9 protein-coding genes and 1 pseudogene are annotated in these 12,759 nt (G+C 53.0%); 3 read left to right on the forward strand and 7 right to left on the reverse strand.

The features are described from left to right. Positions 1-46 precede the first annotated feature (46 nt). The 5 genes from AB7M22_RS11095 to AB7M22_RS11115 form a co-directional block, all read right to left on the reverse strand. Positions 47-985, reverse strand: coding sequence for a carbohydrate kinase family protein (locus AB7M22_RS11095; protein ID WP_454186302.1), 939 nt, complete (start codon positions 983-985; stop codon positions 47-49). 131 nt (positions 986-1,116) lie between these two features. Beyond that, positions 1,117-1,755 carry a nucleoside/nucleotide kinase family protein gene (locus tag AB7M22_RS11100; protein ID WP_454186303.1) on the reverse strand — a complete coding sequence of 213 codons (639 nt, stop codon included), beginning with the start codon at positions 1,753-1,755 and terminating at the stop codon, positions 1,117-1,119. Positions 1,756-1,917: 162 nt separating this feature from the next. Then, positions 1,918-2,844: an ABC transporter substrate-binding protein gene (locus AB7M22_RS11105; RefSeq protein WP_454186304.1), complete on the reverse strand. Its 927-nt coding sequence runs from the start codon at positions 2,842-2,844 to the stop codon at positions 1,918-1,920. Positions 2,845-2,887: 43 nt separating this feature from the next. Beyond that, positions 2,888-3,910, reverse strand: coding sequence for an ABC transporter permease subunit (locus AB7M22_RS11110; RefSeq protein WP_454186305.1), 1,023 nt, complete (start codon positions 3,908-3,910; stop codon positions 2,888-2,890). After that, a complete protein-coding gene (locus AB7M22_RS11115) occupies positions 3,907-5,466 on the reverse strand; it encodes a sugar ABC transporter ATP-binding protein (RefSeq protein WP_008006388.1) in 1,560 nt (519 codons plus the stop codon). Before AB7M22_RS11115 ends, AB7M22_RS11110 begins: the two co-directional genes overlap by 4 nt. 517 nt (positions 5,467-5,983) lie before the next feature. Here AB7M22_RS11115 and AB7M22_RS11120 point away from each other — a divergent pair. From AB7M22_RS11120 to AB7M22_RS11130, 3 genes are all read left to right on the forward strand, one after another. Continuing rightward, entirely contained in the window at positions 5,984-6,994 is a 1,011-nt protein-coding gene (locus AB7M22_RS11120) for a LacI family DNA-binding transcriptional regulator (RefSeq protein WP_008073818.1), read from the forward strand. 422 nt (positions 6,995-7,416) lie between these two features. After that, on the forward strand, positions 7,417-9,081 hold the full coding sequence (pgi, locus tag AB7M22_RS11125; protein WP_454186306.1) for a glucose-6-phosphate isomerase: 1,665 nt from the start codon (positions 7,417-7,419) through the stop codon (positions 9,079-9,081). Positions 9,082-9,322: 241 nt separating this feature from the next. After that, a complete protein-coding gene (locus tag AB7M22_RS11130) occupies positions 9,323-10,549 on the forward strand; it encodes a carbohydrate porin (protein WP_454186307.1) in 1,227 nt (408 codons plus the stop codon). A 175-nt stretch (positions 10,550-10,724) separates the two neighbouring features. Here AB7M22_RS11130 and AB7M22_RS11135 read toward each other — a convergent pair. Beyond that, positions 10,725-11,472, reverse strand: a pseudogene (locus AB7M22_RS11135) (tyrosine-type recombinase/integrase); the annotation flags it as partial. 153 nt (positions 11,473-11,625) lie between these two features. Then, positions 11,626-12,540, reverse strand: a complete 915-nt coding sequence (locus AB7M22_RS11140; RefSeq protein ID WP_367375701.1) for a LysR family transcriptional regulator — start codon at positions 12,538-12,540, stop codon at positions 11,626-11,628. Positions 12,541-12,759 lie beyond the last annotated feature (219 nt).

Consider the following 12,759-nt stretch of genomic DNA (forward strand, 5'->3'; position numbering starts at 1 on the left):
GGCGCTTGGAATGTGCCCGCAACAGCCATCCTTGCCACAGCCCAAGTCAATCCAACTGATGCCGATAAGGCAAGTCCGGCCCGGTCTTGCCGCAGGTGAGGGCGGCGGCGCTGACGGCGAAGGTGAGCATCGCGTCGATCTGTTCGCGACTCAAGCGCTGCAAACCCTCCACCGAATCCAGCTGCTGTTCGGTCAGCCAGGCGATCAACGCCGCTTGGAAGGTGTCGCCGGCGCCCACGGTATCAGCCATCACCACCGCGCAGGCCGGCGCCGACCAACTGCCATGGCGGCGGCTGAATACCGTTGCTCCCTGGCCGCCACGGGTGAGGAATACCAGCTGGCAGCGGTGTTCCAGCCAGTCATGGATCACGCTGTGCGGATCGCGCTCGGGGTAGAGCAGGTTCAGGTCCTCGTCGCTGACCTTGATCAGGTCGGCATGCTCGACCAGAGTGTTGATGCGTTCGCGCCACAGTTCGATATTCGGTTGCGGGTTGAGTCGCACGTTGGGGTCGAGGCTGATCAGGCGTTTGCCGCTTTCCCGGCGGACCAGGGCCAGCAGGGTGTCGGCAATCGGCTGCACCACCAGCGAGAACGAGCCGATATGCAACCCACGCACCTCAGCGCCTAACTCAGGTAAATGCCCTGGCAACAGCTGGCGATCGGCACAGCCTTCGCCTCGGAAGCTGTAATGCGGCGAGCCGTCGGCACCGACGGCGACCATCGCCAGGGTGGTCGGTGCATCGAAGTCCTGCAGGTAGTCCGGGCGCACGCCTTCCTCCTGCAGCACTTGCTGTAAACGCCGGCCGAGGTAGTCGCTGGACAGCCCGGCGAACAGCGCCACGTCGATGCCCAGACGTCGCAAGCCGACGGCGACGTTGAACGGCGAACCACCGGCAATCGCTTTGTAGTTCACTTTTGAAGCTTGAACGTTGACGTCGTTTTCACTGAAGAAATCGAACAGCGCTTCACCACATACCAGATACATAGTCATTCGCTCTTTAAAGGTTCGCTACAAGTTGTTAATAGCGTTCGTAGGCCTGTTAGCGTTAAAAAGCTAGCCAAGCAAAGCGCTTGGTTAACGGCGTGATTCTTTCTCAAAAGAGAGGAAGTGGGATCTTAATTTGTGATCGTGAAGTCAGCGATATTGCTGGCCGAAATCACAATGTCGGCATTCGGAAGGTCGTTGCGATGAACTTTTTCATAGGAAGTAGACTCATCGAAACCCAATGATCGCCATCGATCAAGCAGGCGCGCTTCCAGGGTTTTGCGGTCAGCTTGCAGCATTATGGTGGCGTCAAAACAGTCTATTAAGGACGACCATGGGGCGAGGTCTAATAGAAGGTAGTTTCCTTCCACGATGAGATATTTCACGTCAGAGGGAATCAACTGTCCTGCAGCACGGGAAATCTCCAGGATTCGATCGAATACCGGAACGGCAACCACTGGTTCGTTGTTCGCACGAAGCCGCAGCAGCAGACTCCTGAAGCCACCCACATCGAATGTATCAGGCGAGCCCTTACGATCCAAAAGGTTCAAGGATCCAAGAACCGCGTCATCGTAATGAAAGCCATCCCCGGGAACGACAGCTGCGCTCCCCGGCATAACGCTATTAAGAGCCTCTACCAAGGCCTGAGAGACGGTGGACTTACCGGCACCAGGCGGCCCCGCTAGCGCAACGACAATTCGATTCCCAGACAGGGCCTTAACGTAGTTGAGTAGCTCTGTACTTACTATTGTGTTTGTTTTGGTAAACATGCCAAATCTCTCCTCAGCAGCCGTCGCTCAGGTTTCCCGTAGGTTCGTCCCTTTAGGGGTTTTCATGCCGTGCGGCCGCTGCGAGCACCTCGCAGCAGCCATTCCCCGCATGACAGAGGTGGCTAGAAACCCCTATGTCATTTGACTCAACCCCTCAGTTGGTCAGTGGTCAGCTTGCCAGCCTTTGTACTCCATGACGTTGGCTCGTGTTACCAGTGAGGGTTGAAGCAGTACCGTTGTGCTTTCCAAAGATTTGCCATTCAACAGGTCATAACCCATCGTTACGGCCTGTTGTGCCTGGCCCCAAGGGGATTGAGAGGCGGATGCCTGGATCTGTGTATCGCTTTTGAGCGCAGTCTCTATATCGGGAGCGCCATCCACCGATGCGATAATGATGCCTTTGCGCTTGAGTTGTTTTGCTGCCAGGTCTGCACCTATGGCCTGGGGGTCATTGATCGCGAACACCGCGTCGACTTTTGCAAAACGAGTCAAGTCGCCTTGCATCACACTGTAGCCACCTTCGCGCGAGCCTTTGGCATCCTGATTATCAGACAGTACTTTGATATCGGGTGCCTGCGCGAATACACTCTTACAGCCATTGACTCGGTCCAAGACTGCTGAAGTTTGCGTACCATTCTGGATAATAACGTTACCCTTGCCACCCAGTTTCTCAGCGATGTACTGACATACAATCCTGCCGGCTTCGACGTTATCGGTCTGTACCGTGGCGTTGGCACCTTGCACCATGACATCTACGCCCACAACCACTATGCCTGCCTTCCTTGCTTTCGCAATCGCAGGCGCGATTGCAACAGGGTCGACGGCGTTGACAAGAATCAAGTCTACGCCCGAAGAAATGAAGTTATCGATTTGAGTGAACTGCTTATTCAAATCGTAATCTGCCGACACTGAGATAAATTTTGCGGCGGGATTGATATGCAGTGCCTCGGCTTTGGCGCCATCTACCATCGCTACAAAATAAGGATTACCCAGCGAGCCAACAGTTATCCCGACGGATTTCAACTCTCGCGCTTGAGCGCTGCTAAATACCAGTAGTGTACAAACAGCGGTAAATATTATTTTTTTCATGAGCACTGTCTCTTGTTATTGGAGTGTGGGGGTTATATATGATTCAGGTTCGTGCACCTGACTGCCGAAAGCGATCGAGGGCTACCGCGCCGATGATGACAACACCTTTGATAATGTATTGCCAGATATCCGAGACTCCCAGCAATATCAGGCCATTGGAAAGTGTAGCGATAATAAGGGCGCCAATTAGCGTACCGACGATAGTGCCGACGCCTCCTGTAAAGCGCGTGCCTCCCAGAATAACGGCGGCGATAGCGTCGAGTTCATAAGACTGTCCCATTTGCAGTCCGTTAGCAGCCATCAGTCGAGCGGAAGTCATGATGGCCCCCACGCCCGCCAACAAACCGGACAGGGCATAAGTAAATAACAGGACTTTCCAGACTTTGATTCCCGACAACCGTGCGGCCTCAGGATTACCGCCCACTGCGTAAATCTGTACGCCTAACACCGTACGTCGAAGAATAACCCACGAAAGAGTAACCACGACTACCGCGATTACAACCAGCCATGGCACCCCGAACAATGTATCGTTTCCAATGTAAGCAAAGGACAGGTCGGGATTGAAAACCGTTTTGTCTTCGCCGATGAGGCGTGCGATTCCGCGCATCGCTGTCAATCCGCCTAGCGTGACGATAAATGCCGGTAGCTTTCCAAAAGCGACCAATACACCATTGACGAGACCTAGTAGCAGTCCGACTCCAAGCCCCGCAGCGATGGCCAGGGGAGCAAACCCCGGAACTTGCGATACCAATAGCGCCACTACTGCGGAAACAGCCAGAATCGAACCAACCGAAAGGTCGATTCCACCTGTCAAAATCACGAAAGTCAGACCTGACGCCAATACCACATTGATAGAGGCTTGCTGACTGATGATCGAGAAATTCTGAACCGAGAAAAAGCTCTCGCTCATCAGGCCAAAGCCCACACAAAGGAGTAACAGTACGGGCAGCATGCCCGCCACTCTCATCAGTTGGCGCATTTTATCCTGGGTGGAAAGTCCGGCGATGCTTCGTACACCAGGCGTGGTGAGGTCACTTGCTACTTTGCTTTGCAGTGGGGAAGTCATTGGACTAAGTCTCCGTTGGCTAGAGTCAACCTGTCGCTGCCTGTGGCAAACGCGATAATGGCTTCAGGTGTGATATCAAGACCGCTGTGGCCACCGAGTTCGGTGACAAGTTTACCTTCACACATGACCAATACACGGTCGGCAATTCCAACGATCTCTGGTAGTTCACTTGAAATTATCACTACGCAAACGCCGGATGCTGCTAATGCATTGATGATTTTATATATTTCTGATTTAGCCCCAATGTCGACACCTGATGTAGGCTCGTCGAGGAACAATACTCTGGGCTTCATCTCCAGCAGACGAGCCAGCAAAACTTTTTGCTGGTTGCCTCCGGACAGTGCTCCAACATTGATATCTGAAGACGCTTTGATATTGAGTGCCTGGATTGCTTGTTCGGTACGTCCAGTTCCGGCCGCTCGGTCCACAAACCCCGCAAATCGGGCATCACTTCCCACGACACATACATTGATATTGTCGTGGACACTCATGTCGAGAAAAAGGCCCAGTGCTTTGCGGTCTTCTGTCAGATAGACGATGCCTGCGTTACCTGCATCGCGAGGAGAGCGTATTACTACAACTTCGCCGTCCATCTCAATCTTTCCGCCTGAGTACGCATCGACGCCTGCGATTAATCGGGCAAGTTCGGTTCTTCCAGAACCCACCAGTCCTGCAATCCCGAGAATTTCGCCGGCATACAGATCGAAACTGCAATCCTGAATTTTGAAGTCATCTGTAAGATTGCGAACACGTAGTATCGGTTGCTCGTAAGAGCACAAAGAACGCTCATGGGCGTAGAAGCCGGAAACATCGCGGCCAACCATCATCCGGACCAGGGTTTCAGCTGACAGTGTGACGCGATCCAGCGAACCAACGTAACGACCGTCCCGGAGCACCGAAACACAATCGGACAATGCGTATATCTCGGCCATTCGATGGCTGATATAGATGATCGCGACGCCATCATCACGTAGCTGCCGAATCAATGTAAAAAGACTTTCGGTCTCTTTTGTGGATAGCGGCGTTGTAGGCTCGTCCATCACCAGGATTCGCGTATCGGCATGAATTGCACGCGCGATTTCAACAAGTTGTTGGTCCGCAATCGACAAGGTGCCGACCAGTGCGTGCGGATCAAATGTGACGCCAAGTCGCTTTAGTACTACGAGCGCGCCTTCGGTCATTGCCTTGCGGTTTATAACGCCACATCGACGAATCTCTCTACCCAGGTAGATGTTCTCCACCACGCTCATATTTGCGCACAAGCTGAGCTCTTGATAGATGACGGATATGCCATGGCGCTTCGCATCGTTCACGCCATAGTTTCGAATATCACATCCGTCGATTCGTATAGTGCCACTGTCGGCGACATAGGCCCCCGATAGTATTTTCATCAGAGTGGATTTTCCGGCGCCGTTTTCGCCCATTAGTGCGTGGATTTGTCCAGGGAAAATACTGAGGTCAATATCGTGCAGGACGCGCACCCCATTGAATGACTTCGAGATGGAATGCATTTCCAATAGGGCAGGAGGGGGGCTTTCAGATCCAGTGCTCAGCATAGCTGTTAACTCCTTATCTACCGATTTGAGAGGCAGTTGAAACCCCTCATCGGTGTTCTTGTTTGAGCAACATAGTCGAAAGGAAAGCGCTTGCGCAAGCGCTTTCCTTTTCGTTCGAGGAATTCTCCAAAAAGCACTTCAACGTCCATCCCCTAGGGAAACCCCGATCAAAGAGCACATGAAAAGGATGTTAGAAAAGCGCTTGCGCAAGCGCTTTCGTCTCGGCTATGCTTTTTTCAACAAGCGCTGCTGCGTCCATCAATTGGTTCGCAGGATGATCGCTACGATAATAAAAAGGAGTGCCCGGCTATGCTGCATAGCGGATTCCACCATCTCGATTCACAGACTTCAGATGCGCTGCGCATCTCGCTGGGTCTTTCACGAAATTGCGGGCTCGCCCCGGCACCAATTCCGAGAGCCATCGACGCATTTTCTCGCCGTGAGCTTTACAATAGGTAGCAACTGGACATGAGTTCAGCGCTATCCATCAAATCACGTGAGAAAGGAGTGATGCACAGTGGGCGCAAAGATGAGCGATGTCGCGAGAGCCGCGAACGTATCAATGTCTACGGTATCTCATGTTCTCAACGGTACTCGTAAAGTACATCCTGACACCGTCCGTAGTGTGAATCAGGCTGTAGAGTCCGTAGGCTATATTCGAAACTCACTCGCTCGGTCTCTGGCTCGCTCCTCTTCGGGGTCGGGTGCTATCGGCGTGGCGATTGCTACGCTTTCAAACTATTACTTCAGTGAAACAGTACGTGCCATCGAAGCGGCATGCGCGAAAAGCGGATTGATGATGATATTGGTCAATACGCAAAGAGATCCGGAACAGGAACTTAAAGCGGTCAAGGCACTGCATGAGCGACGTGTTGACGGGATTGTACTCGCTTCGGAATATGATCCAGAAAATCGAGTATTTAATTACTTAAAAGCCAACAAGATACCCACGGTTCTTATCGATCGACTTCTCTCGACGTCTTTTGATCAAGTGGGGGTAGAGAATAAGCACTCCTCTCAAGAGTTGATTGCACATTTGATTAAGCTGGGTCATCGGCGTATCGGGATGGTATCCGGACGATTGACCCAGTCTTCTTCTCATGAGCGAATTGACGGCTACCGTGCGGCTTTAGCTGACGCTGGAATTGAGTACGAAGATCAATTGGTTTGCTGTGGTGAATCGGCGATTGCGCCGGCAATGGAAGCCACGCGGCGTTTGCTATCGCTAGAGCACCCGCCCACCGCAATAATGACTGCAAACAACTTGATGACCATTGGTGCAATGCAGGCTCTTCGTGAAGCGGGGCTTGAGGTGCCAAAGGATATCGCGCTGGTTGGCTTTGACGATTTCGACTGGGCGGATGCTTTTAGCCCAAGACTGACAGTTGTAGCGCAACCTCTCGAGGAACTCGGAGCCCAGGCTGTGAAGCTTTTATTGAAGCGTATCAAGCAACCTGAGGGTAGACGTCAGACTATTAGATTGAAACCCTCTTTAATTCAGCGAGATTCATGCGGCGCTCCCAAATGACTGTAATCAGGATTTCGTCCTGAGGATCTAGCGGTGCAGACGTGAATTACTTGACTTTTGTTCACGTCTCGCCGCTTGGATAACTTTGAAACTAAACGACTAGCACTTGGTTTCCATTTGTCGTGCACGTATATGTATGTTTTCAGTGTTTTCAGTGTTTTCTGTTTGAGTGTCCCGCGTTCGGTTTTGTTTTCTTCAGGTTTCAATGATTTCGTTATAGAGATAGACATTTATTTGAATCGCGATGGAGAACGCTGGCCCTCGCGGGACTAAATCCGATAATTGGTCGTAACTGCACAATGCAGGGCTTATTCCTGTGATGGCGCTTCTGCGTTTGCAGAGTTACAAAACGCCCGCATTTGAATGGCAAGAAAAGAGTTGATTGAGACGGCACAAGCCGTATTGGCGAAGAAGGGCTGAGCATGAATAACTACAACAAAACGAATGATGTGACTGCACTGCCGGCATGGCGCAATCTGCTCGACCATCGGGAGAGCATGAAAAATTTTAGTATGCGCGATGCCTTTCGAGATGACAGTAAACGCTTTCAAGAGTTTTCCTTGGCGGGCTGCGGGCTTTTTTTGGATTACTCCAAAAACCTGATCACTCACGAAACGCGTTCATTGCTTGTAAACCTTGCTCGCGAGGCAGGCGTGGAACAGGCCGCGCGTGCCATGTTCAGTGGAGAGAAAATCAACTGCTCCGAAGGGCGCCCAGTGCTGCATACGGCGCTGCGGCGACCAGTGGGGGACGCTTTGATGGTCGATGGTCGCAACTTGATGCGCGATGTTCATGGAGCCCTGGCGCAGATGACTGACGTTGTGAGTCGTATCCATAACCATCTGTGGCGTGGTTACAACGACAAGGTCATCACCGATGTCGTAAACATTGGTATTGGTGGCTCATTTCTGGGCCCGGAGCTTGTCTCTGAGGCGCTGGCGCCTTTTGCTCGGCATGGGGTGCGGTGCCATTATCTAGCTAATATCGACGGCAGTGAGTTCCGAGAGGTTACAGCCGAACTGAACGTAGAAACAACGCTGTTCATCATCTCCAGCAAAACCTTCGGTACTCTTGAAACCTTGAAGAATGCACAAGCTTCTCGTAGCTGGTACTTGGCTAAGGGCGGGACGGAGGAGAAGCTATATCGCCATTTCATTGCTGTGACAAGTAATCGCCAAGCGGCGCTGGATTTCGGCATTCGCGAAGCAAACATTTTTCCTATGTGGGACTGGGTCGGTGGCCGTTACTCACTATGGTCTGCAATTGGCCTGCCGATTGCGCTGGCCATTGGCATCGCTAACTTCAAAGAGCTGCTATCCGGCGCGTACGCGATGGATCAGCATTTCCTGAACGAACCATTGGAACAGAACCTTCCTGTTCTTTTAGCGGTACTCGGCGTTTGGTATCACAACTTTTGGGGTGCGCAAAGTTATGCTTTCTTGCCCTATGACCATTACCTGCGCAACTTCGTGAAGCATTTGCAGCAGATGGATATGGAGTCAAATGGCAAAAGTGTTCGTCATGACGGCACGTCAGTGTCCTGCAGCACGGGCCCAGTAATCTGGGGCGGCGTGGGGTGTAACGGACAGCACGCTTACCACCAGTTGCTGCATCAGGGAACGCCTCTGATTCCAGCTGACTTCATTGTGCCTGTGGTCAGCCATAATCCAGTGGCTGATCATCAGGAATGGCTGTATGCCAATTGCTTGTCTCAAAGCCAAGCGCTGATGTGGGGCAAAACCCGCAGTGAAGCTGAGGCAGAGCTAAAAGCCAAAGGCCTTTCATCCAGTGAGATTGAACGACTGGCACCGCATAAAGTGATCCCCGGTAACCGGCCAAGCAATACAGTTGCTCTTGAGATCATCAATCCACATAGCCTTGGTGCGCTGATCGCCCTTTATGAGCACAAGGTCTTTGTCCAGGGCGTAATTTGGGGAGTCAATTCGTTTGATCAATGGGGCGTGGAACTGGGCAAGGAGCTAAGTAACAACGTCCATAGCCTCCTGACTCGATATGACGCGCAACCGGCTGATGATTCCTCGACGCAGGGTCTTATAGATTTCTTCCGAGGACGTCATCGGGGGTAGAGCCTCATAAGATTGGACGGGACTAATGCCTTATCGTTAGCTCGTCGTGGTCACTTTGCACTGCCTGGATTTTTCGCATGCTTTTGGTTCAGGTAATGCAGTGCCTTTTTTTTATTCGATTTAACTTGGTATTTCCCTGTCGGAAACCGGTGCGTGGAGTTAGTCGCGTATCCGAATCAAAAGCGTGCTGTTCGTGTTATCGGCCTTGTCCAATAAATATAACAAACAAAAGGTGTTATGAATGAACGTTAAAACTCTCAGCGCAGTTCTGGGTGCGTCCTTTGCTGTCGGCTTTTTGCCCGTTGATGCGTATGCAACAGACTTCAGTGGTTATTTCAGAACCGGAGTAGGAGATTCGACTCAAGGAGGGAAACAGTCGTGTTTTCAGCTACCGGGCGCGCAATCCAAGTACCGTCTGGGCAACGAATGTGAGCAATATCTGGAACTGGATTTGCGTCAGGATCTGCTTTCACTGGACGACGGCTCGGTGGTCAGCGTGGAAGGTATGGCACAGTTTTACAACGAGTATGGCCATGAACCAAAATTTGACGGGGAGCACGGCTATACGCGGATGAGCCAGCTCTACGCTGAGTGGAGCAAGATGCCGGCATTGAATGGCGGTTCTTTCTGGGCGGGCCGTCGTTACTACAACCGAAACGACATCAATATTTCCGACTACTTCTACTGGAACCAAAGCTCGACAGGCTTTGGGTTCGACCAGGTCGCATTGGGAGATCTGAAATACAGTTACGTATTCTCACGCAAGGACAACGTCTTCCAAAAGGATTTTGTTACTCGTCATGATGTGACCGTCAGCGGATTCAACACAAATCCCGGTGGCGAGATTCAGCTGGGCGTCAGTTATCTGGACAAGCCGAGCCGCGAGAATGCTCATCAGGGCTGGTCGGTGGTTGCCCAGCACAAGCAGGTCGCGTTTCTCGGCGGAGTCAACAAGTTCGCTGTTCAATACGGCCGAGGGCCGGGCACCGCATTGGGCTACACCGGTGATACCACGCTGGATGAGAGCAACAAGAGCTGGCGGCTCGTGGAGTTTTTCGACTGGCAAATGACTCATGCTTTCAGTGGTCAAGTTGAATTGGTCTATCAAAAAGACACGCGGCCTGATGGTGATGATCAGAACTGGTTATCCATTGGTGTTCGGCCAATTTATGCGTTCACGGACCAGTTCAAGTTGATCACCGAAGTTGGGCGCGACCAGGTTGAAGCTGCAGACGGTACCCGAAAACTCACTAAGTACACCATCGCGCCTACCTGGTCACCGAAGGGCACGGGATTCTGGGACAGGCCGGAATTTCGTCTGTATTACACCTACGCAACCTGGAACAAGGCTGCGCAACGCGCCGCCAGCTTGCAATCTCCGGGATCGGCGTTGTCTGATACCGGTGCGTTTGGTACAGACCTGCAAGGCTCCAACGTAGGGTTTCAGGTCGAGTATTGGTGGAAATAAATCCTGAAATGGCAGTGCTGACAATCAGCCCGGATCTGCTTCAACAACTGCGGATAGCGAGGGCAATCCAACGCTTCTTCTCAAACAGAAGGGAGTGGTGAACCGCGAGAGGAAGTGAGCGAGTCAGAGGGCGCTGAACGTTGTGGCGTTCAGCGCCATCGTCGATCGAACATTGTTGAAGCTTTATCATGACCAGCAGGCGCATCGCGGCGGCAACGCTGCCGTCGTTGCAGTCATCCAGACGCAGCAGAAACCTGCCCAGGTCGACTGGCCTTTCGATTGCCGGGTTGCTGGTGACGATGTGGCGGATCTTCAGCTCCTCGATGTTGCTGAGCGCCACGTTGAGCTCCACCCAGCCGCGGCCCTCGGCAAACCCCAGGATGGCACGGATGATGGTGCGCACGCGCCGGGCCATGGCCAGGGTGCGTTGACGACGCAACTCGGTGATGATCGTAGTGATGTGCTCCAGCTTGATCTGCCAATGGCAGGCAAGATGTGGTTGTTCTCAGCGCTCCACGAAACCCTGAGATGGACTTGGTGACCAGTTCGGCAGACTTAAATGCCAACCATTGCTCGGCCACGTACGCGAAAGTGCGCTCTTCGTTGAGCAACTGTGTCTCGATCTTGGCTTTGAGCGGGGCGATGTGGTTAGACACGTCACGGCGTGCGCCGCGAGCAATGTCGCGCGCCTCCTTCAGCCCGATGTCAGGGTACGCACCGATCGAGAAACGGTTCTCCTTGCCGTGCAGCCGATACTTTAAGCGCCAGGACTTGGAAGGGGATTTTCCGACCTTGCTCGACGCCCTTACCTCCAAGTAGAGACCAGGGACTTCGCCGTCGGTGTGTTTGCCGGGTTCAGTCAACGAGCGGATGAAGGCATCGCTGAGTTTTCGTCTGTAAACAGGGGCGTTATCTGGGGGTATCGGTGGGGGCACCGTTTTTTAATAGTCGAAATTTGCCCCCAATTATGCCCCCATAAGTTTTGGAATCCATTGGATTTAGACAGACGGCAACAGACTGTAATTACCAATAAGATATTGTTATTAAAGAGTTTTATGGGGTCTGGTGGAATTCCATTACAGGCTATCGGGGTCCCCGAAAAACATCTGAATCCGCGACCGCAACCAACGCTCCCCCGGATCATTATCCTGCGACCCACGCCACGTCATGTGCAATTCAAAACTACGCACCGGCAACGGCGGATCCTCCGCTCGAACGCCACCAGCTGCGGTCAACGCTTCAGCTGTGTAATCAGGCACTGTCGCGACAATATCAGTGCCACTGATCAGCGTACTGAGCCCATTGAACTGCGGCACCGCCAGTACCACATGCCGTTTGCGCCCGAGTTTTTCCAGCTCTTCATCTATAAAGCCGCTCAGGTCGCCCGCGAACGAAACCAAGGCATGGGGGCGGGCGCAGAAATCATCCAGGCTCAACGGCCCCGGCACCGTATCGGCGCGCAACAATTTCGGCATGCTACGGCGCAGCACTTTGCGCTTGGCGTTGGCCGGCAGGTCGGCGGTGTAGCTGACGCCGATGGAAATCTCGCCCGAAGCCAGCAGGCTCGGCATCAGAATGTAGTTGGCCCGACGCACCACCAGCACAATCCCCGGCGATTCCGCGCGCAAACGCTTGAGCAGCATAGGCAGTAGCGCGAATTCAACATCATCCGACAGGCCGATGCGGAACACCGCAGTGCTGGTCGCCGGATCGAATTCCGCCGCACGACTGACTGCGGTGGAAATCGAATCCAGGGCCGGCGAGAGCAGGGCGAAGATTTCCACCGCCCGGGCGGAAGGCTCCATGCTGCGGCCGGTACGCACGAACAACGGGTCATCGAACAGCCCGCGCAGGCGCGAGAGTGCTGCACTGATGGCCGGCTGGCCGAGGAACAATTTCTCCGCAGCACGGGTCACGCTGCGTTCGTGCATCAGTGTTTCGAAAACGATCAACAGGTTCAGGTCGACACGACGCAGGTCATTACGATTCATCTGGAGTCCTGGCAGAGTCAGCAAACTTGACGTGAGCGGCCATATGGGAACAATGGCCGGCATGAATCTTACGGGGAAAGACTGGTACTCTGCACAGGGTAATTCAGTTTTTTCTGAAAGGCTGCTTCGGTTTTTACGGCATTTGATGATGTCGCCGTCGCTGCGGAATCAATGACAGGCATGTCGACTATTAATAGCCACTGATGGTCTTGGGTAGAA

The sequence above is a fragment of the Pseudomonas sp. ADAK2 TE3594 genome (assembly GCF_053628675.1).

Bases quoted from the DNA above. Each gene is read 5' to 3' on its own strand.
- AB7M22_RS11095 (WP_454186302.1), bottom strand. From the start codon at position 985: ATGTATCTGGTATGTGGTGAAGCGCTGTTCGATTTCTTCAGTGAAAAC.
- AB7M22_RS11100 (WP_454186303.1), bottom strand. From the start codon at position 1,755: ATGTTTACCAAAACAAACACAATAGTAAGTACAGAGCTACTCAACTAC.
- AB7M22_RS11105 (WP_454186304.1), bottom strand. From the start codon at position 2,844: ATGAAAAAAATAATATTTACCGCTGTTTGTACACTACTGGTATTTAGC.
- AB7M22_RS11110 (WP_454186305.1), bottom strand. From the start codon at position 3,910: ATGACTTCCCCACTGCAAAGCAAAGTAGCAAGTGACCTCACCACGCCT.
- AB7M22_RS11115 (WP_008006388.1), bottom strand. From the start codon at position 5,466: ATGCTGAGCACTGGATCTGAAAGCCCCCCTCCTGCCCTATTGGAAATG.
- pgi (WP_454186306.1), top strand. From the start codon at position 7,417: ATGAATAACTACAACAAAACGAATGATGTGACTGCACTGCCGGCATGG.
- AB7M22_RS11130 (WP_454186307.1), top strand. From the start codon at position 9,323: ATGAACGTTAAAACTCTCAGCGCAGTTCTGGGTGCGTCCTTTGCTGTC.
- AB7M22_RS11140 (WP_367375701.1), bottom strand. From the start codon at position 12,540: ATGAATCGTAATGACCTGCGTCGTGTCGACCTGAACCTGTTGATCGTT.